23 protein-coding genes and 1 tRNA gene are annotated in these 22,883 nt (G+C 38.8%); 12 read left to right on the top strand and 12 right to left on the bottom strand.

Annotation, left to right across the window (positions count from 1 at the left end):
- Positions 1–3 precede the first annotated feature (3 nt).
- The 4 genes from G7B20_RS06825 to G7B20_RS06840 are packed head-to-tail and all read left to right on the top strand — an operon-like array spanning position 4 to position 3,220.
- Complete coding sequence (locus G7B20_RS06825) at positions 4–540, top strand: RNA polymerase sigma factor (protein WP_164109581.1); 537 nt, start codon at positions 4–6, stop codon at positions 538–540.
- Between the two features lie 6 nt (positions 541–546).
- Entirely contained in the window at positions 547–1,323 is a 777-nt protein-coding gene (locus G7B20_RS06830) for a hypothetical protein (protein WP_164109583.1), read from the top strand.
- A complete protein-coding gene (locus G7B20_RS06835) occupies positions 1,320–2,120 on the top strand; it encodes an outer membrane beta-barrel protein (protein ID WP_164109585.1) in 801 nt (266 codons plus the stop codon). The genes G7B20_RS06830 and G7B20_RS06835 overlap by 4 nt, the downstream gene beginning before the upstream one ends.
- Positions 2,121–2,176: 56 nt before the next feature.
- Positions 2,177–3,220 carry an ABC transporter ATP-binding protein gene (locus tag G7B20_RS06840; protein ID WP_164109587.1) on the top strand — a complete coding sequence of 348 codons (1,044 nt, stop codon included), beginning with the start codon at positions 2,177–2,179 and terminating at the stop codon, positions 3,218–3,220.
- On the opposite strand, the gene G7B20_RS06845 is transcribed toward G7B20_RS06840, so the two are convergent.
- The gene (locus G7B20_RS06845) at positions 3,210–4,064 is read right to left on the bottom strand and encodes an alpha/beta hydrolase (RefSeq protein ID WP_240452825.1); all 855 of its coding nucleotides are present in this window, start codon (positions 4,062–4,064) and stop codon (positions 3,210–3,212) included. The two genes, G7B20_RS06840 and G7B20_RS06845, sit on opposite strands and share 11 nt — an antisense overlap.
- 58 nt (positions 4,065–4,122) lie before the next feature.
- Positions 4,123–5,334: an alanine dehydrogenase gene (locus G7B20_RS06850; protein ID WP_164109591.1), complete on the bottom strand. Its 1,212-nt coding sequence runs from the start codon at positions 5,332–5,334 to the stop codon at positions 4,123–4,125.
- A gap of 132 nt (positions 5,335–5,466) precedes the next feature.
- Between G7B20_RS06850 and G7B20_RS06855 the strand changes: the two genes are divergently transcribed.
- From G7B20_RS06855 to ytxJ, 5 genes are all read left to right on the top strand, one after another.
- On the top strand, positions 5,467–7,386 hold the full coding sequence (locus G7B20_RS06855; protein ID WP_164109593.1) for a polysaccharide biosynthesis protein: 1,920 nt from the start codon (positions 5,467–5,469) through the stop codon (positions 7,384–7,386).
- Between the two features lie 94 nt (positions 7,387–7,480).
- Positions 7,481–8,137 carry a tetratricopeptide repeat protein gene (locus G7B20_RS06860; protein WP_164109595.1) on the top strand — a complete coding sequence of 219 codons (657 nt, stop codon included), beginning with the start codon at positions 7,481–7,483 and terminating at the stop codon, positions 8,135–8,137.
- A 70-nt stretch (positions 8,138–8,207) separates the two neighbouring features.
- Positions 8,208–8,696, top strand: a complete 489-nt coding sequence (ribH, locus tag G7B20_RS06865) for a 6,7-dimethyl-8-ribityllumazine synthase (protein WP_164109596.1) — start codon at positions 8,208–8,210, stop codon at positions 8,694–8,696.
- Between the two features lie 351 nt (positions 8,697–9,047).
- Positions 9,048–9,758, top strand: coding sequence for a hypothetical protein (locus G7B20_RS06870; protein ID WP_164109598.1), 711 nt, complete (start codon positions 9,048–9,050; stop codon positions 9,756–9,758).
- 4 nt (positions 9,759–9,762) lie between these two features.
- Positions 9,763–10,092: a bacillithiol system redox-active protein YtxJ gene (gene ytxJ / locus G7B20_RS06875; protein ID WP_164109600.1), complete on the top strand. Its 330-nt coding sequence runs from the start codon at positions 9,763–9,765 to the stop codon at positions 10,090–10,092.
- Here the strand turns inward: ytxJ and G7B20_RS06880 are convergent.
- Positions 10,082–12,571: a family 20 glycosylhydrolase gene (locus tag G7B20_RS06880; protein WP_164109602.1), complete on the bottom strand. Its 2,490-nt coding sequence runs from the start codon at positions 12,569–12,571 to the stop codon at positions 10,082–10,084. The genes ytxJ and G7B20_RS06880 overlap by 11 nt on opposite strands.
- A 112-nt stretch (positions 12,572–12,683) precedes the next feature.
- On the opposite strand from G7B20_RS06880, the gene G7B20_RS06885 reads away from it, so the two are divergent.
- Positions 12,684–12,755, top strand: a tRNA-Glu gene (locus tag G7B20_RS06885).
- A gap of 63 nt (positions 12,756–12,818) precedes the next feature.
- Here the strand turns inward: G7B20_RS06885 and G7B20_RS06890 are convergent.
- A complete protein-coding gene (locus tag G7B20_RS06890) occupies positions 12,819–13,607 on the bottom strand; it encodes a zinc-dependent peptidase (protein WP_164109603.1) in 789 nt (262 codons plus the stop codon).
- Between the two features lie 52 nt (positions 13,608–13,659).
- On the opposite strand from G7B20_RS06890, the gene G7B20_RS06895 reads away from it, so the two are divergent.
- Together G7B20_RS06895 and G7B20_RS19590 are read left to right on the top strand one after the other, a co-directional pair.
- Positions 13,660–14,172, top strand: a complete 513-nt coding sequence (locus G7B20_RS06895) for a CD225/dispanin family protein (RefSeq protein ID WP_164109605.1) — start codon at positions 13,660–13,662, stop codon at positions 14,170–14,172.
- The gene (locus G7B20_RS19590) at positions 14,172–14,561 is read left to right on the top strand and encodes a DUF2752 domain-containing protein (protein ID WP_164109607.1); all 390 of its coding nucleotides are present in this window, start codon (positions 14,172–14,174) and stop codon (positions 14,559–14,561) included. Before G7B20_RS06895 ends, G7B20_RS19590 begins: the two co-directional genes overlap by 1 nt.
- Before the next feature lie 216 nt (positions 14,562–14,777).
- Here the strand turns inward: G7B20_RS19590 and groL are convergent, their stop codons facing one another.
- The 8 genes from groL to G7B20_RS06940 all read right to left on the bottom strand — a co-directional run bounded on the left by groL (position 14,778) and on the right by G7B20_RS06940 (position 22,819).
- Positions 14,778–16,415, bottom strand: a complete 1,638-nt coding sequence (groL, locus tag G7B20_RS06905; protein WP_164109609.1) for a chaperonin GroEL — start codon at positions 16,413–16,415, stop codon at positions 14,778–14,780.
- A 101-nt stretch (positions 16,416–16,516) separates the two neighbouring features.
- Positions 16,517–16,792, bottom strand: a complete 276-nt coding sequence (gene groES, locus G7B20_RS06910; protein WP_164109611.1) for a co-chaperone GroES — start codon at positions 16,790–16,792, stop codon at positions 16,517–16,519.
- Between the two features lie 216 nt (positions 16,793–17,008).
- Positions 17,009–17,362 carry a preprotein translocase subunit SecG gene (secG, locus tag G7B20_RS06915; RefSeq protein WP_164109612.1) on the bottom strand — a complete coding sequence of 118 codons (354 nt, stop codon included), beginning with the start codon at positions 17,360–17,362 and terminating at the stop codon, positions 17,009–17,011.
- A gap of 17 nt (positions 17,363–17,379) precedes the next feature.
- Complete coding sequence (locus G7B20_RS06920; protein ID WP_164109615.1) at positions 17,380–18,483, bottom strand: hypothetical protein; 1,104 nt, start codon at positions 18,481–18,483, stop codon at positions 17,380–17,382.
- Positions 18,484–18,502: 19 nt separating this feature from the next.
- Entirely contained in the window at positions 18,503–19,033 is a 531-nt protein-coding gene (locus G7B20_RS06925) for an LptE family protein (RefSeq protein WP_164109617.1), read from the bottom strand.
- A gap of 6 nt (positions 19,034–19,039) precedes the next feature.
- A complete protein-coding gene (locus G7B20_RS06930) occupies positions 19,040–20,308 on the bottom strand; it encodes a sigma 54-interacting transcriptional regulator (RefSeq protein WP_164109619.1) in 1,269 nt (422 codons plus the stop codon).
- Between the two features lie 49 nt (positions 20,309–20,357).
- The gene (miaB, locus tag G7B20_RS06935; RefSeq protein WP_164109621.1) at positions 20,358–21,791 is read right to left on the bottom strand and encodes a tRNA (N6-isopentenyl adenosine(37)-C2)-methylthiotransferase MiaB; all 1,434 of its coding nucleotides are present in this window, start codon (positions 21,789–21,791) and stop codon (positions 20,358–20,360) included.
- Positions 21,792–22,129: 338 nt separating this feature from the next.
- Positions 22,130–22,819, bottom strand: a complete 690-nt coding sequence (locus tag G7B20_RS06940) for an OmpA family protein (RefSeq protein ID WP_164109623.1) — start codon at positions 22,817–22,819, stop codon at positions 22,130–22,132.
- Between the last annotated feature and the right edge of the window lie 64 nt (positions 22,820–22,883).

Consider the following 22,883-nt stretch of genomic DNA (forward strand, 5'->3'; position numbering starts at 1 on the left):
TAATTGGAAAAGAATAATCTAAATACAATTTGGCTTGGATGCAAAAAAGAGGATAGAAAAGCCCAAGTTGCGTTATATGACTACTTTTCCAAAAAGATGTTAGCTGTATGCATGCGATATGCCAATACAACGCTTGAAGCTGAAGACATCCTACAAAATGGATTTGTTAAGATCTTTACCAAACACCATCTATTTGATGGTTCAGGTTCTTTAGAAGGTTGGGTCAAAAGGATTATGATTAACGTAGCCATTGAAACCCACCGAAAGAACAATGGAAAACTGGCAGAGTCTATTGATAACAAGGAATCACTTCAGCTAACGAGTCAAATAGGAACTGATCAAACGGCTTACAAGGATCTGCTGGACCTCGTTCAGGAATTACCAACCGGCTATAGAACAATATTCAATCTCTATGCAATAGAGGGGTATTCACACAAAGAGATTGCGGAGCTATTGGAAATATCCGAGGGGAATTCCAAATCACAGCTTTCCAGAGCAAGACAATGGTTACAAAATAGATTAGTAAAATTAACATACTAAATCATCATGAAAGAAGAAGATATCGATAGATTGTTCCGTGAAGCTTTTCATGAAGCAGAAGAGACTCCGAACCAAAATGTTTGGCAACGTATAGAGAGAGAATTGGATGAATCAAAAAAGAAGACAGTACGTCTGCCTTGGAGAAAACAAATCTGGGTAAGATATGTCGCAGCTGCGATTTTACTTTTAGCCGCAACCTTCGGTTTACTAAAACTAAGCTACAAAAGCGATACACAATCACCTGATGGAAGCGAAACGATAGTCGCGAAAAAACAAGAGAACAATCAAAAATATACAACGATCCAACATTCAGAAAATACAGAACAAGTACAGATCGCAACCGATAAAAACAAAGAAGAAAAGATTCATCGCACAGATATTGTACTTGCCATACAACCTCAAAGAGTAGAAAAACAAAAAAGCTATGACCGGGTCAATGTAGACCTTAAAATCGGTGATCTAGAAGAGTCAAAACCCAAATTACTGAATTTAAAGGAAGTACAAGAAGTTTATACGTCAAACATCCCAGTTCATCAAGTCATCGAAATAGAAGAGATAAAGCCTTTGATCGATCTGGATGAAGAAACAGAGAGCATGTATGCACAGGCTCCACATGAAACAGCAAATAAAAATGTAGTAACCTCAATATTAAACACTATCTCAGAAAAAATAGAAGTAAGTACCACAAAAGACATTCGTTTTCGCGCGGACGAAGAAGGCTCCTTACGTATTGATATTCTGAACTCATTTGTTAAAAACCGTAACAAAAAAAATAAAAGATGAAAACATATAACCTTAAATTTGGATTCTTAGGAATAGTATTAACCACACTGACAGTCTCACTAGCAAAAGGACAAGATGTTCGTGAAAAAGAAAAACAAGACACAATCCGTAAGGACAAAGATCTAAATATAACCATCGGAATTAAAGATAAACCGAACACATCAAAGTATCCTAGAATTTTTGGTGGCGTAACGCTAACTCGTATCGATTGGGGGTTTTCCAGAATAATGGATGATGGAAAATTCACACTATCCGAAGAAAACGATTTCTTGGCCTACAAGAAGGCCTCAAATTTTGGTTTCGATGTCTTACAATTTGGTGTACGTGTAAGTGATAATTTCAAAACATATCTATCTGCAGGATTCGAATGGAACTATCTACGTTTAAAAGAGAATATTCTCTTAGAGGAAAATACCCAATCACTCTCTTATAAAGTCATAGACCCCAATGAAGTAAATTACACAAAGAATGTACTCACTTCTACATACCTAAGAATGCCTGTCTCATTTGAATGGCGCAGTGACAAAAACAGACACGGAGACCGTATGAAAGTAGCTTTTGGCGCAATGACCGGAGTCCTATTAAAAGGTACACAAAGATTAAAGAGTCGAGAAAATGGTAAGCAAAAATTTAGGGATAACTACAACCTGGCGACCTTCCAATATGGACCTTTTCTCCGAGTGGGATATGACGACTTTGGCATATTTGCAAAATATTATGTAAACGATGTATTTGAAAACAGCCCTGCACAAAAAGGACTCAACAATTTCACTTTCGGACTTACACTAGGTTTTTAGGCCATAATAGAAAAAATCATTACTTTTATGCCGAAATCATATTTCGGCTTTTTTTTATGGCTCAATCTACATCCTCCTGTCAATATATACCTTCTGATACACAACAAATTGGACTAGCTCTTATTCATGGAAGAGATGTAAGTGGTATATTCCAAGGCAAAGAAACTGTGACAGCTGTAGATCGTGTAGATTTTGATATTCATATTGGGAGAATAACAGCCATTATCGGCGAATCTGGAAGTGGAAAAAGCACCTTATTAAAGTTAATTTATGGTTTGCTAGAGCCCCAATCCGGTGAAATACGGTATAAAGGCTGGTTGGTGCCCACCCGCAAAGACAAACTTATACCTGGGCACGACGCCATGAAGCTCGTCTCACAAGGATTTGATGATCTAAATTTATACGCCAAAGTTTGGGACAATATAGCCTCTCAACTACCCAACACAAACTTGGATTACAAAAAATCAAGAACCGAAGAAATGTTGGCACGGTTGAAAATAGATCATCTAGCACAACAACGTGTTGCCGACCTAAGCGGAGGGGAACGCCAAAGGGTAGCTATAGCACGTGCATTAATAAATGATCCAGAAGTGTTATTGATGGATGAGCCCTTCAATCAGGTAGACGCTGCCTTCAGGGATGATTTACAGCAAGATATACGTCAGATTGTCGACGACCTTGGACTTACGGTCATACTTGTATCACACGATCCAGCAGAAGTATTAGCAATGTCTGATATGCTTATTGTTATGAAACAAGGGAAAATCGTAGACCTAGGATCACCAGAAACATTATATTACAACCCCAGAAATCCCTATACGGCACTCTTACTCGCCAAAAGCAATATTCTTAATATGCAGCAGGCCTCTCTTTTGAATATACAAACATCGCAACAGATCGCTATCCATCAAGAATGGATTGACACAATACCGGATGCTCAGGGTAATTTATGGATCAAGAACATTCGGTTTAGAGGTTTTTACAAAGAGTATAGTATAGGTAACGATTCATTATCCCTAAACGCGATTGTGAATACCACAGTCCCACTACCAAAAGGAACCCAAGTAAGGCTTGGCATTAAAAGACATATTACTTTTTAACCCCCTGGTTTTCAGTTTCCAATGATTGGCTTTCCAACCAGATCAACATAGCTGTAAACCAATCACCTGATTCCTTTTTATTGGTCAAACCAAATCCATGCCCCCCTTCCTCGTACCTATATAACGCATTGGAAATGCCAAATGCATCTAATGCCTCTTGGTACAATAAACTATTTGCGATAGGGACCACTTTATCATCGGCGGCATGTACCAGATAAGTAGCCGGAGTTACTGAACCGACTTGTTGTTCATTAGAAAATCTTAATATGTCATGTTCGTCAAAAACGGGTCCTATCAAATTCTTTTTAGAACCTGCATGTGTCATACCTTCAGACATTGTAATCACAGGATACACTAAAATTGAAAAATCAGGTCTTAGACTGCGATGTATACCTTCTCCAATGTAAGATATATTAAAATGAGTCGATAAGGTCGAAGCTAAATGTCCCCCGGCAGAGAATCCCAATACCCCAACTTTGCTCCCTACTATCCCCTGACGTTCGACATGTTCACGGATATACACCAAGGCAGTTTGGGCATCTTGTATCGGCGCAATCCTTTTGTCCAACATCTGACTATCTACCGGCAACCGATAACGCAACACATAAGATGCATAACCTAAATCCCGCAACCTTTTTGCCACGTCATGTCCTTCATGCCCCATCGCTACCCGAGCATAACCGCCACCGGGAATAATTAAAAAAACCTTATCTTTATCTTTGTGAATTGGCTTATAGAAAAACAATTCCGGGACGTTATCGCCTACATCTACCGATTGTTTAGTATTCAAAACTCCATTCGGATAAAAGTCTAGCCTTTCTTGTCCAATCGCAAGCTCAATCATTAGCACAGAAAAAAATATAGCAACAAACTTACAAACACGATAGCACATGACAAAATATCTATTGATTTACGACGATCATTAAACTCAAATCTTTATAGGAAAGATTAAACTTATCTGCCATATCCTTATTGGTCAAACTGCCTTGGTACAAGTACACAGCGTTCCTAATTCCGGCATGTCCCCAGATTAAATTACTGATCCCACCATAATCGGAGATTTGCAATAAAATCGGCGTAAAAATATTCGTCATCGCATAAGTAGCAGTACGGGCTACCCTAGATGCAATATTGGGTACACAATAATGGATAACATCGTATTTCTTAAAGACAGGCTTATCGTGCGAGGTGATTTCAGAGGTCTCGAAACACCCTCCCTGATCAATTGAGACATCAATCAATACGGAGTTTGGTTTCATTTTTGACACCGTTTCTTCCGAAATAATACACGGAGATCGTCCATTTTTAGCTCGTAATGCACCTATCACCACATCACAGGAAATAATAGCCTTATTTAAAATTATAGGTTGAACGACAGAAGTAAATACCCGTGTACCTAGGTTATTCTGTAATCGACGCAGCCTAAATACGGAACTATCAAAAACCTTTACTTGTGCCCCTAAAGCTATTGCCGTCCTTGCAGCAAACTCACCAACTGTCCCGGCCCCAATAATTACAATTTCGGTAGGAGGCACACCAGTTACCCCTCCCAACATCAACCCTTTTCCTTCAAAAACGTTGGACAGGTACTCTGCAGCAATTAAAATAGACGTCGCTCCCACAATCTCACTCATAGCCCGAACGACAGTAAGATGCCCTCCTTCGTCCTGCAGATACTCGTAAGACAACGCGGTAACTTGCTTTTTCATCATCGCCTTCAAAACATGAATATCCATCAAGGAAGGCTGTTGAGAGGAAAACAAGATCTGCTTGTTCTTCATAAATCCAACCTCTTCAATCGTAGGGCTAGCTATTTTTACAATTATGTCTGCCTTAAAAATACGCTCTTTCTCATAAACAATCTGCGCTCCTTGTTCACTGTAATGGTGGTCCATAAAATTCGACGCCGTACCTGCACCAGATTCTATGAGGACTTCGTGCCCATGCTCGACCAAGAGAGCAACAGACAAGGGTGTCAAAGCGATTCTATTCTCCTGAAACACAATCTCCTTAGGAATACCAATGATAAGCTTACATTTTGACCTTTTGATCGGTTTAAAAGCTTCTTGAGTTTGCCCAATTATCTCTTGTGCAATCTTAGTCATATTACCCATCTAAATCTATTTAATAGAAGTAAATATAAATATATTAGAGTAACATTCAATCATTTAACCTCACAAAAACAATAAAGTTAAAACTATTACATTTTTCTCCTACATTTGTAATAATCACCACAAAAATTATAAATGAAATTATTCAGAGTCATTAATCATGTCAAGATTGTCCCAAGATGGATAATTTTTTCTTTGGACCTGTTTGTTGCATCAGTGACATTTTTAACTGCATTTGCTCTTTTTCATAATTTCCAAATCAGTACCATTTCTCCCAATGATTTTGCAACTCAATTTTTACTCTGTATTGGGGCCACTGCAATATCATTCTCAATCTTTAGACTCTACTCTGGAATAGTACGGTATACCAGTGCCGCCGATTCTATACGAATTCTTTCCACCATACTATTTACCATAATAATACTCTTTGCGCTTAAATTATTTGGACTAGCCTTACGTACGCCCAAATTTATAGACAGCAGACTTATTATCATCTATTCCTTATTCTTATTTGCGGGCTTGATTACTTACAGGACTTCAATCAAAATCTTCTTTCAATATTCAAAAACTGCTCGAAAGATAAAGAAGAACACATTGGTGTTTGGAGCCGGTGAATTGGGTATCGCTGTAAAACGAACATTTGACCATGATCTCACATCAAATAAAATAATAGTAGGGTATCTCGATGACAATGCGTCTAAAATAGGAAAATCTATAGACGGTGTTAAAATTTTCGGTTCTGAGGAGTTAACAAAAGTAATTTATAAATGTGCCGTTGATGAGCTTATCATAGCCACGCCCTCAATTCCTCCTGATAAAAAAGCTGAAGTAATCGAAATTTGTCTCGAACATAATGTTTCGGTGTTGACTCTACCTCCTATTAAAAAAATTATGAATGGGGATCTTACGGTCAATCAAATCAAAAATGTAAGAATAGAAGACCTCCTAGAACGCTCTACCATCAAACTAGAGAATGAAATCATACTCGACCAACTAAAAGGAAAGCGCATTCTAGTAACAGGAGCAGCAGGATCTATTGGAAGCGAAATCGCAAAACAACTGGGGCAATACAGCCCACAAATGATTATACTATGTGATCAAGCCGAGTCGCCCCTGCACAACCTCCAACTCGACCTCCAAGAGAACTTCAAAGACCAACTGTTCCACACGTTTATCGCTGATGTAAGAAGCAGGGAACGTATGCAAATACTTTTTGAAACCTTTCGTCCTCACATTGTATACCACGCAGCTGCATATAAACATGTACCGATGATGGAAAACCATCCTATCGAAGGCGTACGTACCAATATATTTGGTACCATGAATCTGGCAAATCTTTCTGTGGAATTCAATGTCCAAAAATTTGTCTTCGTATCAACAGATAAAGCAGTAAATCCCACGAATGTCATGGGCGCAACAAAGCGGATAGCAGAGATTTATGTCCAATCCTTAAACAGTAAGATTTTAAAAGAAAGTAAAACAGGAACCAAATTTATCACCACTAGATTTGGCAATGTCCTCGGCTCCAATGGATCTGTTATCCCTCGTTTTAGAGAACAGATTGAAAAAGGCGGGCCCGTGACTGTCACTCATCCGGAGATAACACGCTATTTCATGACTATCCCAGAGGCTTGTCAGCTCGTTATAGAGGCGGGAAGTATGGGACAAGGTGGCGAAATTTTTGTCTTTGACATGGGAAAATCTGTTAAAATTGTAGATCTAGCCCAGAAGATGATCAAGCTTTCAGGGTATATACCAAATCAAGATATCGAAATACGATTTACAGGCTTACGACCAGGCGAAAAACTATACGAAGAACTTTTAAATGATCTAGAGAATACACTTCCCACGCATCATCAAAAAATAATGATTGCCAAAGTGCGCGATAATAATTTCGAGATAGTATCTTCCCAACTTCAGAAACTACTCGAGATAACCAATGCGCAGCACAATACCAATATAGTAAGACAAATGAAAGTCATTGTTCCTGAGTTCAAGAGTCAAAATTCAGAATATGAGCTGCTAGACAAAGAACAGGAAATACAGACCTCTTAAGAGGCAATAAATTAGTATTTTATAACAAGAAAGTATTGCAAATATTTAATAAAAGTGTATTTTTGCGTTCCGTGTAATTATTTAAAATAAACTAATGTCAACGAATATCAATTCAACCGAGAAAAAAGGTTCATTTTTTCAAGATAATCAGAAGAGTGTGATTTTTATCCTAGGAGGAATCATCGTATTAATCTTATTATATATTGGATATCAAAAATTTTATCTCGCACCACGTGCCGAGAAGGCAGCCGATGCAATGTATAAAGCAGAGGAATTCGCATTAATTGATTCGCTACAAAAACAGGCTATCGATGGGGATGGAGCATTCTTGGGATTCAAAGAGATTGCTGATGAATACTCAAATACACCTTCAGCAAATATTGCAAATGCTTATCTAGGAAGTTTATACCTACGTCAACAAAATTTTCAAGAGGCTATTAAATACCTGAAAAAATATTCAGAGACAGGAAGTGAAATATTAGATCCTTTAGTAATTGGATTAATTGGAGATTCATACTCTGAAAGCCACGACTACAAGAATGCAGCTGACTATTACAAAAAAGCGGCTGACAAGTCGAAAAACTCTTATACTACGCCATTATTCCTTAAAAAACTTGGATTGGTATATGAACAATTAAATGAAAACAAACAAGCAGAAGAGGCCTACTCCAGAATCAAGTCAGAGTATCCAGAAAGTACAGAGGCATCCACAATCGAAGGTCCTTTAGCTCGAGTTCAAGCAAAACAATAATCATTAATTAATGAACAACATACAAAAGGCTGCTCTATAGGCGGCCTTTTTGATTAAAAAAAAATTTACCATGTCAAGTAGTCTAAAAAACCTATCCGATTTCTCACACCTGCAAGTCAAGAACGCAAAAGGGCTCAAATTTGCAATTGTTGTAGCACAATGGAATGCAGAGATAACAGGAGCACTATTATCAGGAGCAGTAGATGGTTTGTTAAATCATGGAGCACTTGAAGAAGACATTCAGGTGATGGAGGTCCCAGGAAGCTATGAGTTAATTTCAGGAGCAGACATCGCATTACGCAACAAACAATTTGACGCCATTATCTGTTTAGGTTGTGTAATACAAGGCGAGACCCGCCATTTCGATTTTATTTGCGATGCAGTAGCCAATGGTATCGCAAATGTAGGTCTCAAATACAATAAACCGGTTGTATTTGGCGTATTAACAACAGACAATATGCAACAAGCTCTAGATAGAGCCGGTGGCAAGCATGGAAATAAAGGTGAGGAAGCTGCGATTACGGCAATTCAGATGAGCCATATATCTAAGTCTTTCTAGTTGGCGATTATTAAAAATAATCGCCAGATCATGAAAATACGATGTTTATTCAAATCGGATAAGAGATGAATAACCGAACGAAGTGAGCTCATGAATACCGCTTAAACATATTCTCGATGAATAAACTTGATAGCTCCATTACAATTTAAAAAAGAAACCGATCCATCAGTTGACGGATCACAAAGTAATTATATACAGATGAAAAAGACATTAATCTTTTTGAGTTTTTTAATAATTGGTACGGCTATTTTATCTTCCTGTGGGACACATTCTACATGCGCAGCTTATAATACCTATCCCAAGAAAAAACACAGAACAAGATAATACCGAAGTGATATAAAACATATTAACATGAAATATCTTACATTAACGGTAATTTTCATTGGATTATTTCTGTCTATAAGTTCTGTCCAACTATATGCCCAAGAACAAGAAAATGGGAAAAAACTACTTCAACTTGCAATCGGTGATGTTAATAAATGGGGGAATACGCGTTATTTATTATATACGGTGACCGGTCCGTCCATAATATCTGGATTCAGTGAAGAAAGAACCTTTTTAATCGATAAGACATCTGGAGATTGTCGCTTCGAAGGGCTTAACAAAAGTAAAGAAAACGTTGTTGTCCTCTTTAATTACAAATCCAAAAAGCTGAGAAAATATTTTATAGATACACGAGAAGGCAAAGAGAATATCGAAAGTATACTCCAACAGTTCTTTACAGATGCGAAGATACTGTTTTTACCAGCACTCCTATCCGACAACCCTTCAAATATCAGGGAGCTATCGCAAAAGATAATAAATACGGACAAGATTACTGTAATCGACTTTACCCACCTACCGACATTGGGAAGTGATACAGTTGACGGAAAGATATCATTAACAAGTAAGGGAGAAATCAAATCTATCGTAATAGATAACGTTGAGTACATGACTTCAGGCAGTAAAGATATTGGGGGTGGGATAATTCTTCCTACGATATTTGAAAGCCAGTTCAGTTATAGATTTCAAACAGTGGCCGCATTTACAGATATAGAAACAGGGAAATTCAACAATCTTTAACAAAATGACTTGGAAACCACTTAATACTATAGATCAACTTCACGACATATACAAGTCTGAAGAGGTCTCTATACTATTCAAACACAGCACACGCTGTCCTGTTAGTGCAATGGCGAAACGAAGTCTAGAATACGACAAGGATCTTCTTCCAAAAGGTACAATTATATATTATCTGGATTTGATCGCCTATAGAGATATATCCAATACCATTGCAGAAATGTGGGAAGTAAAACATGAATCGCCTCAATTGCTGATTATTCAAGGAGACAGGTGCTTATATAATGCCTCGCACTCCGACATCGAAATGCGAGACGTTATTCCATTTATTTCTTAAAATAGGATACCTGTCCTGCACGTCCATCAGCATCCAGCACCGAAAAAGCTAGAACCTGCCCGGTTTGATATACCAAAGGCCTAGACACATCGTATTTTGTGCTTTGCAATGTAGGCACACTTCCATCCAACGTATAGTAGACCGAAAAACCCGGGTACTCCGTGTTTACAACAATTTTTCCATCACTTTCCTTTACACCGACAGCAGGCAGTCTGAACTTAACACGATCTGTTAACTTAGGTAACTCATGTAATCCAATCTTGTTGATAAATCCGGTATAATCATTTTCTAAAAGCTGGAGTTTAAATTTAGATTCACTCTCATAATCCCTTTTGGACGACCACGCTCTCTCCGCTAAAGCAAAAAATCTCGGAAAGACCAAATAATCCATTTGTTCCTCTTTTAAGACTGTCTCGGCCCATAAGCCCCCTTTGATACCCAAAAAATTTGACTTACCTTTTTCGGAAAGCCGAATCCTTTTGCTAAACCCTTGCTTTCCTAACTTCTGACCACTATAGTAATTATCTATATTGGCAAAAAAGTCCTCCGGAAGTAAAGAATAGGAATGAAACAAATCGGCGTATGTAGCCCATTTAAGCCCCGGCTCCATAAAATTGGTATTCCACATCATATCAAAGTACATATTAGACGCACTGATTAATACAGTCTGGTACCCCGCATTGGCCAGTCTATAAGCTAGATCTTCCTGCCCTCCTCCGATTACATTGTTCCACACGTCCACCTGTATATTTGATTTATTTCGAAGGTCCGGATTGACCATCATACCCTGCCCTTTATTGACCATACCGATTTCTTCCCAACCAGCCATATTTAAGCCCTTGGCCGCACAGATCTCATTAACACGTTGTATATAATAAGGCCAAACCTCATGTGAAGATTGCATCCCTTCTTTCTTCATGAGCGAATCGATCTTAGGCGATTTCGTCCAAACACCATTCGGAACTTCATCTCCACCGATAGAAATCTTCTTGAAAGGTATATTCGCCTCTTTATACATTGCGACAAATTCATCTATTACCTGCTCTAAAAAAACATACGTAGAGGGCAGAGCCGGATTAATAACATTATCACCGAAATGTTGTACCGAATTATACACAGAGCGATCATCAAGATCGTAAAGCAAATATTTCTCAGCTTCCGTCTTTTTGCCTGCTGCCATCAATCGTTCATATCGGGCATGCATAGCCTTAATAGCTGCCCTAGCATGTCCAGGTGTCTCTATTTCCGGAACCACAGTAATATTTCGGTCGTGCGCGTACTTTAAAATTTCTATAAAATCAGCCCTTGTCAAAAATTGCTTTGAAGATTGAATACCCCCTGATCCATAAGCAGGCTGCAATGATCTTCCATCCTTAAACAAAGGAGATCTAGTAGCCCCGACATCCGTCAGCTCTGGAAGAGAAGCTATCTCCAATCGCCATCCTTCATCATCAATAAAATGAAAATGAAACACGTTCAACTTATAACTCGCCATCAGGTCCAGATACTTTAAAATTGTAGATTTATCTTTAAAATTTCTGGCAATATCCATCATGAAGCCTCTGTAGCTATACCTTGGTTCATCCACCACCTGAACAAACGGAATCTCCAGATTGGCTTTAGCAAAATACATCTCAGGCTTCAGCATAGATATCAGCGACTGTAACGCATAAACCACTCCCCCTGCTGAACTTGACTCGATACGCACCCCCGTCTTCGTCACAGCAAGTCTGTAAGCTTCATTCTTTAAACCTTCAACTTTCTTTATCACAAACTGTGCGGACTGCTCTTCTGATAAAACCAGGTCAAGCTCCTTAATAAATGGGATTTTCTCCATAAAACCCAAACTAGAACGGAAATCATCAGAAACGAAACAATTCAATGTCGACGGCACCTTAAAGTTTCCTTTTCCTACTTTTACGGATAGAGGTGTTGGAAAAATCAAGGGAACAGAAGTTTCCTTATTCAGTTTCGCATTTCTTTCAAACAAGGATGCATTAAAGGCATTTTGTTTATCCGCAGACAGCACAATGGGACTATAAAATACATTCTCTACAGCATGATAGGTTTTATAATTATGCCTATCCTGAAAATAAAAACCATTCGGCACGGTGGATATATTAGAAATTGCATACTTCGTCGTATAAACTGTCACCAGTGAATCATTGGGGTTTAGAGATTGTTCGGCAAACTGTAGTCGAAACAGGTTACCTCGCTCATTTGAAAAAGAATAGCGATCTGTCGTTTTATCCACCACCGGATACATTGCATTAAACCAAAGATCCCATTTCCCCAAATCCAGGCTGCTGTTGGAAATATTTTTAATAACCAATGTCAACTCAAGATTATCTGTCCCATTATATGTTACACTGGGTTTCCAATGAAGCTGTACTTGATCTGCCACGCTCTTTTGCTGGGCAAATAGATCCTGCACTCCAGAAAAAGTGATCAAAGCTCCGACTAAAAGTAAATTTCTCATATTTAAGTTCTGATTGAAGTTTAAAAATACCAATAGAATCAGAGAAAAAAAAATAATTTTATTTTTGCATTAACAAATATAAATTCTATATTTGCACACCGAAACACATAAAGGCCCGTTCGTCTAGGGGTTAGGACGCCAGATTTTCATTCTGGAAACAGGGGTTCGATTCCCCTACGGGCTACAAAGCAACTCAAATGAGTTGCTTTTTTTATTTCAAGGGATTTCAGTACGAGATCACACCTATTTATCCCATTCTGTTATAAATCCGATCCAGCAAATTAAAAAGTTCAGGATGTTCTTCTTTTAACAACCTGGGTTTCTTAAAAAAATATTCCGATAACACCGCCAAAAACTCTGCATCATTCGTAGCAGCATATTCTCTTATATCAGATTCACCTCTTCGTATCGCACGAATCGTTCTATCCATCTCTTTCATCCAGGGATCAATCAAGTCCTTTGGTATAAGGTACTCAGGTATACCATCCACCTCTCCATCAGCTTTATCAATAAGGTGAACAAACTCGTGTACTGCAGTATTCCCAAGACTATATTTCTCGAATCCGGATCGCAACGCCGGTAGCGAGAGCACCATCTTATGATTCATCGCTCCAGAACCCACCATCCCTGCAATGTTCTTGCTTTCTGACAACGTATCAAATCGTTCATCAAAATAATCAGGATATACGATTACTTCGTCCAAATTCTCATACGCCCAAGTCTCAAAATGAATTAATGGAATTGTAGCGCTCGCTGCAATCAATACACGATCTTCATTTGTCATATCAGCACCCTTTTCAACAGAAATTTTGATCCGCCTCAAAAAATAAACAACCCTATTTCTAAAAATAGTCTGTTCTTCAACCGTCAGTTTAGCATAAAACTTTACCTTATCCTGCAAAATATCCGCTATAAAAGAAGGAGACAATTCCAGATAAACTTGGGTAGATTTAGCCCTAAACTTTCTGAAAACATAAAAAATCAAGAGAAAACCAACACAAAAGATTAGACCTGTGATTAAATAAGGGTTATACATATACTTTTTAGCATTTATTTATATATTAGTAATATACTAAGAAATCAATAAAATGAAAAGCTACCACTACTCGGATGGGCAAAATTCCTTTGGGCCTGTAACACTTGAGGAGCTGCGTATGAAGCGCATCAACGCCAACACCCTCATCTGGACCGAGGATTTAGTCACTTGGACGAAAGCTCAAGACCTTCCCGAGCTAAGAGATCTATTCATTGATAACGCACCCCTACAAAGACCCATACTAACTGAATCTACATCCGCTCAACCCATACCACCTAACTTCAGCGGAAACACAGTTAATCCCAACTACTCAAGGCCACCCAAAACATACTTAGTAGAGAGTATTATCACGACTATACTGTGCTGCTGGCTCTTTGGGATTCCCGCTATTATATACGCTTCAAGAGTAGAAAAAAAATTCTATGCCGGCGATATTGTTGGAGCCGAAAGAGATTCCAAAAATGCAAAAAAATGGATCCTTATTAATTTAATAACCTGTGCATCAATATGGCTACTTATGATCGGAATTTTTGGTTTAGGACTTTTTGCATCTATTCTTTCTTAATGACTATCAAACGATCTCATTTTTTTATCCTTTACCCCGTAATAATTGGTGGAATCGGGTTAATTTATAAATATTTTAACCCCTTAGAAAGCGTATTTTTTCCCCGCTGTCCAACAAAAACAATTACAGGGCTAGATTGTCCAGGTTGCGGCATGCAACGGGCAGCCCACCACCTACTTAACGGAGAGATCCAATTAGCTTTCAGACAAAATCCTTTACTATTCGCCCTCACCCCTTATATTCTGCTGGGGTTTTATCTGCAACTCGTCCCACAACCGACCGAGACTGAGTTTAAATTACGTCGTGTATTATACAGTCAAAAAGCTATTATTATTCTAGGAGTAATAACACTTATATATACAATCATTAGAAATATCCATGTAGTATAGATTGCACAAACACGGATTACCGCGGAGCAGCATGCACACCAACAGTAATAAAGTCGTGCATAATGTAATTTGGATATTCCATATGACCATTAAAAGTCAAACCGAGCTTGCGAGCTCATCTAAGATAATTATACACATATGAAAATACATAGGTATAAAAAAATCCCCGATCCAAAAATAGAATCGGGGATTTTTTATATATGAAAGAATAATTTATTACATCATTCCACCCATTCCGCCGCCCATTGGAGGAGCGCCAGCACCGGCACCAGCTTCTTCTGGCTCATCAGCCAATACACACTCTGTTGTCAGCAACATCGATGCTATTGAAGCAGCATTTTCCAAAGCTACGCGAGATACTTTTGTAGGGTCAATAACACCTGCACCGATTAAGTTTTCGAACTTGTCTGTACGTGCATTATAACCAAAATCAGCTGTACCCTCTTTAACTTTCTGTACAATCACTGCGCCCTCAATTCCTGCATTGAAACAGATCTGACGCAAAGGCTCTTCAATCGCTCTTTTGATGATATCGATACCGATTTGTTCGTCCTCATTATCACCTTTAAGACCTGCTAACGCCTCGACAGCGCGAATGAATGCTACACCACCACCAGCAACAATACCTTCTTCAACAGCGGCACGAGTTGCGTGCAATGCATCATCTACACGGTCTTTCTTCTCTTTCATCTCCACCTCAGTAGTAGCACCAACATAAAGAACAGCAACACCACCAGACAATTTAGCTAAACGCTCTTGCAATTTTTCACGATCATAATCTGATGTAGTAGTCTCTATTTGAGAACGAATCTGAGCAACACGAGCTTTAATATCATCAGCATTACCTGAACCATTAATCACTGTTGTATTATCCTTATCTATAACAACTTTTTCAGCTTGACCTAAGTAAGATAATTCTGCATTTTCTAACTTGTAACCTCTTTCCTCAGAAATCACTGTACCACCAGTTAAGATAGCGATGTCTTCCAACATAGCTTTACGACGATCACCAAATCCAGGAGCCTTAACAGCAGCCACTTTCAGTGAACCACGAATTTTGTTTACAACCAAAGTAGCCAATGCCTCACCATCTAGATCTTCAGCGATAATCAATAACGGTTTACCCGTCTGAACTTGCTTTTCCAAAACAGGCAACAATTCCTTCATATTACTGATTTTCTTATCGTAAATCAAAATATAAGGATTCTCTAACTCCGCTTCCATCTTGTCAGAGTTTGTCACAAAATATGGAGACAAGTAACCACGGTCAAACTGCATACCTTCTACAGTTTTCACTTCTGTCTCTGTACCTTTTGCCTCTTCGACAGTAATAACCCCATCATTACCAACTTTCTCCATCGCTTCAGCGATTAAAGAACCGATAACTTCATCATTGTTAGCAGAGATAGACGCCACCTGTTTGATCTTGTTGTTATCCGCACCTACAGCTTGCGACTGGGATTTCAAGTTAGCAACTACAGCAGTTACTGCTTTATCAATACCTCTTTTTAAATCCATCGGATTAGCACCTGCTGCAACGGACTTAATACCAGGAGCAACAATCGCTTGCGCCAATACAGTTGCAGTAGTGGTACCATCACCAGCTTGATCAGCTGTTTTAGACGCTACTTCTTTTACCATTTGAGCGCCCATATTTTCCAACGCATCTTTAAGCTCAATTTCCTTAGCTACAGAAACGCCATCTTTAGTGATTGCAGGAGATCCAAATTTTTTCTCAATAATTACGTTACGCCCCTTAGGTCCTAATGTAACCTTTACTGCATTCGCTAATGTATCTACTCCTTTTTTTAGGGCTTCACGCGCCTCAACGTTATATTTAACTTGTTTTGCCATGTTATTTTCGTTTTGAGTATAGAACTTAGCACCTGAAGATCATTTTTATCTCAGCGCTCGCTAACTTCACTTGATTAATTACCTATAATACTGCTAATAACTTATAATACTGCGTAAATATCAGACTCACGCATGATTAAATATTCTTTTCCTTCGTACGTGATCTCAGTTCCAGCGTATTTACCATATAACACTTTGTCACCAACTTGAACTGTAAGTGGTTCTTCTGGTTTTCCAGCGCCTACAGCAACGATAGTGCCCTGAGATGGTTTTTCCTTAGCTGTATCCGGGATATAAATACCCGATGCTGTTTTCTCTTCTGCTGGAGCAGCCTCTACGACCACTCTGTCTCCGATAGGTCTAATACTTAATGCCATAATTTATACAATTATACGTTTATTATTAATTTTTACTTTTACTTCTATTCCATCACCAACTGTGCCAAACACAGATACGTCTAAAAGATTGCCATTTTTTCATTTCAAACACTATAGCATGGCAGTTATTAGCAGGACACACAATGCCATGATGACAGTTTATAAACAAAAAAAGCCCCACATCAATATGTGAGGCCTATCTTATCTTGTCATATCCTATTTAGATGAATCCTGTGCTACAGGTGCAGGATTGGCCTGCTGACCTTGTGCAGGAGCATTTAAGTTCAATGAAGGAGCCTGTACTGGAGCTTCAATTTGTTCGGAAAGACCTCCGGATTTCGTTCCTGCACCAGGACCTAAGATATTAATAGCTAAACTAAATACCATAAGCGCAATAACTAAAGTCCAAGTACCTTTCTCTAAAAAGTCTCCTGTACGTTGTACGCCCATAAGATTACTTCCACCAGCAAAACCTGATGATAAACCTCCTCCTTTTGGATTTTGAATAAGCACGAAAAATGCTAAAATCACACTTACCAAAATAATCAGGATAATGAATAATGTTGTCATTTCTTAGTTAATATTATTTATAAGTTTTTCTCTAAATCTTGAATTCGGGCCGCAAAATACGATTTTTTTTCTGGATATTTCAAAATTAATTTTTTGAACACCTCGATCGCTTTTAAATAAAGTGCTTGATCAACATAAATATTGGCCAAAGTCTCTGTAACCAATGAATAATTATCTTCTGCACTCTGTCTAGCCATATTTTCATTATTTAAATTTTCTGGCGATGGAGCTTGAATCATTGGCTCTTCTTTTATAAATCGATCAATAACGGGGTCACTCTTTTTGGGCTCTACTTGCTTTAATGGACTATTTTTGACCGCATCACTCAATTTGCTCTCAGGCTCCTGAAAATGTATTATATTTTCTTTAATCTGCTGATCAAGGATGTTTTCCTCGAGCTTTGATAAATCAAACTGTCCCTTTTCCGGTTTTGGTAAATGTGGCTTGATAAAAGGTTGATATGTATCTGCATGCTCTAACCGTGTCTTGTGCAACCACCACCGGAAGCTATAAGGCATCAGGTCATCATTGTATAGACTAACATTTTCTGGATCTTCAGATACTGTTACACGTACAACCTCCTCTTCAACATTAGTCCCATGCTCACGTTCCTTCTTTTCGAAAACAAAATAATCACCAAGCACCGCCCCACCTTGAACAAGCTTATCGAGCTCCATTCCTTCTTCGCTCGACGCTAGAGCATCCGTTTGCTCAACAATAGAGCTATCATCAAACTCGCCTTCTGCACCCTCTCTATCATCCACAGCTACGATCTTATCTTCTCCCTCATGCTCGGAATCAAGACAAAGTTCTTCAGTACTATCTTCGTATAACTCGAATGGCACATACCCATCCTGTTCCGGAATAATCTCCTCGACTTTTACTACAGGCGCATTTACAAAATTCCAAAGCCAATTTGCATTCGCAGCATATAGCAGCGCTAACTCACGATTTGGAGATTCTTCGTTAATAAGTTTCTTCCTGCGTTCGTAAGCAAAGATAAGCGGCTGAGAATAAGGGTAGCGAACTATCAGTCCCAAAAGATCGTCCTCCGTCAACCTGGAAGGATCAATAAGTGCCTGTCGATACAGTGTATGTTGTGAATTATTTAAATCTGTCATTACCTCTATCGGTTTATCACTACCAGTTCGCAAATGCTTTATTGTATATATCCTCGGTTAACGCTTTTATTATATCTTGATTTAACTGGGCTTCAAATCTAGTAACATCCGAACCAGAAAATTCTTTGAATTGAGAAAAACTCTCTTCAAAATTGCTCTCCCCGGACTGATCCAACCGGTTTGTATACTTTACTTTAACGGTGATAGTCAACCTACTATTCTCTGCACGTTCCAGCCCACCGGCAGCTACCGAAGCAGGCGTAATTGTATAATTCGTAATCACCCCCTCAAAAATAGCATCACCGTCTGCATTAACTTGACTTAAACTAGATTGTGTACGAATCCGCTCCTTCAGGCCTTCCGTAAAATTCTGACTAAGAGTCGTGTATACCAGCGGTGCAATATTCTCAAAGTACAAAACAGTATATGTCTTCATATCTTTAGGAATAGACCCCCCTGTAAAACTATACTTCACACCACAGCTTTGAATAACAAGCAGCGTAAATAAAAGAACTCCGATTACTCTAACTTGAGCTATTAACTTCCACATAAGTACTTAATCTAAATTTAAATCCTTAATTTTTCTGTATAAAGTACGTTCGGAAATACCAAGTTCCTGCGCAGCAGACTTCCGTTTACCTTTGTGCTTTTTCAGCGCCTTTTTAATCATATCCGACTCTTTGTCTACCAACGAGAGAGATTCCTCGATCTCTTCCACATCTTGTGTATCATCAATCGAAACATAGCTGTTGCCTGAAGAGCTAGTACTCGGATTGTGTATTGTCAATGTAGGCGTCGTATTAATCTCTTCATTATAAAGCTGTGCCGTACCAGGCTTTACCTCTTGATACAATTGATTAATATACTGCGAATTTTGATCATAAGATGCAGGCGTAGTTCCATTTTGCAACAACTCTACAACTAATTTCTTCAGATCCACCATATCCTTTTTCATATCGAAAAGGACTTTATAAAGAATATCTCGTTCCGAAAAATCTTCTTTACTCTGATCTTTTACAAATACAGGAAGACTATTTGCACTTTTTTCTAATGGCAAATAGTTGCTTAAAATACGAGCATCAACAATGCGTTCCTTTTCCAAAACAGCTATTTGTTCCGCAATATTTTTCAACTGCCGAACATTTCCCGGCCAATTATAATTCGACAACAATTCCTGAGCATCAGGAGTCAACTGTACCCCAGGAGAACGATATTTATCCGAAAAATCCACAACAAACTTCCGAAAAAGCAAAAAGATATCCTCCTTACGTTCACGCAAAGAAGGTATCCGCAGAGGAACGGTATTTAACCTGTAATAAAGATCTTCCCTGAATTTGCTCTTTTTCACAGCTTCATATACGTCTACATTAGTAGCAGCAACGACACGGACATTTGTCTTCTGAACTTTCGATGATCCGACGCGTATATACTCTCCGGATTCTAATACCCGAAGTAAACGAGCCTGTGTATTTAGCGGTAACTCACCGACTTCATCCAAAAATACAGTACCTCCATCCACCACCTCAAAATATCCCTTACGTGCTTCGTGGGCCCCTGTAAAAGATCCTTTTTCGTGACCAAAAAGCTCCGAATCTATAGTTCCTTCCGGAATTGCACCACAATTGACAGCAATAAAAGGACCGTGTTTTCGCGCACTTAACTGGTGGATAATATGAGAAAACACCTCCTTTCCTGATCCACTCTCACCCTGTATTAGGACAGAGATATCCGTAGGTGCGACCTGCTTTGCTACGTCTATTGCTCGATTGAGTAATGGAGAGTTACCAATGATTCCAAATCTATTTTTTATATCCTGGATATCCATTCTTAATTCGTATTAAGGATCGTTATTGAGTTTCTATCAGACAGAGACACTAATCGACTATTTTACCGATCAATGTAGCAGAAGTACAGCTTTCACCCAACACATACACATAATCCCCAACACTATACCTTGGGTCTACCGGGAATACTACCATTGTATTTTGATCGTTCCGGCCACAATAATCCTGGTCCGAACGCTTAGAAAACCCCTCAATCAGGACTTTATGTACCTTTCCTACATATTGCTGTATACGCTCCAAACTATGCTCTTGTTGTTTATTTACAACTTCCGTCAAACGTCTTTTTTTCACATCCTCAGGAATATCGTCTTCAAAACGTTTAGCAGCTAAAGTACCCGGCCGTTCAGAATAAGCAAACATATAAGCAAAGTCATACTTCACGAAATCCATCATCGATAACGTATCTTGATGCTCCTCTTCAGTCTCCGTACAAAAACCCGTAATCACATCCGTAGATATCGCACACGCTGGGATGATACGACGGATCGATTCTACCCGCTCCATATACCACGCCCTATCGTATGTACGATTCATCAGCTCCAACACCCTCGAATTGCCCGACTGTATAGGCAAATGGATGTATTTACAAATATTTTCATATTTAGCAATTGTATACAACACCTCATCGGTAATGTCTTTTGGATGTGAAGTCGAAAATCGTATTCTCAATTCTGGACTTATCAAAGCCACTTGCTCCAGCAAGTTTGCAAAATTCACCGTTGGTAAAGGCTCCTCACCTTCTTCTACTTTAGGCGTATATTTGTACGAGTCCACATTTTGACCCAACAATGTAACTTCCCGATATCCAGCAGAGAACAACTCCTGTGCCTCTTTCAAAATTGACTGTACATCTCGACTTCTTTCTCTACCACGAGTGAATGGAACAACACAGAATGAACACATGTTATCACAACCTCGCATGATGGAGATGAAGGCAGAGACTCCGTTAGAATTTAAACGCACCGGGCTGATGTCAGCATAGGTTTCTTCTCTAGAAAGAAGCACATTTACCGCTTTACTTCCATCATCAACCTTATCAATCAAATTCGGTAGATCACGGTAAGCGTCTGGACCCACAACCACATCCACCAATTTCTCTTCTTCAAGAAACTTTGCTTTTAGTCGCTCTGCCATACAGCCCAGCACACCCACGATCATTCCTGGATTCTTCGCTTTAGCCGACTCAAACTCCTTCAACCGATTCCGAACCCGCTGCTCCGCATTTTCCCGAATAGAACAGGTATTAATAAATACGACGTCCGCATCCTTATAATCTTTGGTGGTCTCAAACCCTTTATCAATCAATATAGATGCAACAATCTCACTATCCGAAAAATTCATCTGACAGCCATAGCTCTCAATATAGAGCTTCCTTCCATCCGACTTACCGGTTGGAGCGAAATCCAAAGCTTCTCCCTGACGACTTTCATCGTGTGTCTTTGTTGTATGCGTTAATTCTAACATAGCTTATTGTAAAAGACTACAAAGTTAAAAATAAAATATCATTTTTAATGACAGTTTGGCAGAGCTTACCAAATTTTAACAAATAATAAAACTTTCATGGATCCGCCAGCTAGAGGATCACCAAGAGACATGAACCAATCCCGCTGTTATCGGGAGAATTCCTGAATACTAACACAAAAGAAAACATTATGAAAAAAGTTCTTGATATCTATTGAACTGCACAATTAAACTCATTGATGCCATAAACAGTGAAAACAAATCAATAATACGGACACTTTCGAAAAAAAAGGCTTCCCTATTCGGAAAGCCTCATATCTTAATCAAAAAAATAGCTCAAATTACTGTCCTGCTTGTCTTTTTGCTTCTTCTTGCATTTTTTTTCCTGCAGTGATTACAATTTCCACGCGGCGATTTTGAGCACGTCCGGCTTCTGTATCATTAGAAGCAATTGGCTCAGAATAGTTCTTCCCTTCGGTAGAGATACGCGCAGCAGACAGCCCTTGTGAAACAGCGTATTCTTTTACAGATCTAGCGCGGTCATTAGAAACTTTATCATTTGCAGCCAAAGTACCTACATTGTCCGTATGACCAATAACTAAAATTTCTGTATTAGGTTCTTTATTTAAAGTCTCTACAAGCTTGGCAATATTTGTCTTTGCATCGCCCTTTAATGTCGATTTATTAAAATCAAACAAAATTCCGGAATCAAATTTCACTAAAATAGCTTCTCCAACCTGCTCAACTTGTGCTCCTGCTACTGTATTCTCGATCTCTTTCGCCTGTTTGTCCATCTTATTACCGATCAAAGCCCCTGCAGCACCACCAATCACCGCTCCAGCAATAGCTCCAATCGCTGTGTTACCTGCTTTACCACCGATCAATGCCCCTAAACCAGCGCCAGCTGCTGTGCCGATAGCACCGCCTTTGGTTGTATTATTAGCATTTTGAATCGTCGAACAGCTACCTAACAACATTGCAGATGTAGCCAACGAAAGACCATATACTGCTAATTTCTTATTCATTTTCATAACTTTACAAATAATGTTTCTATATATCCTTTTGACTACTAAACAAAGCAAATGCCAAAAGTCG

The organism is Sphingobacterium sp. xlx-96 (assembly GCF_011007365.1).
GTDB lineage: Bacteria > Bacteroidota > Bacteroidia > Sphingobacteriales > Sphingobacteriaceae > Sphingobacterium > Sphingobacterium luzhongxinii.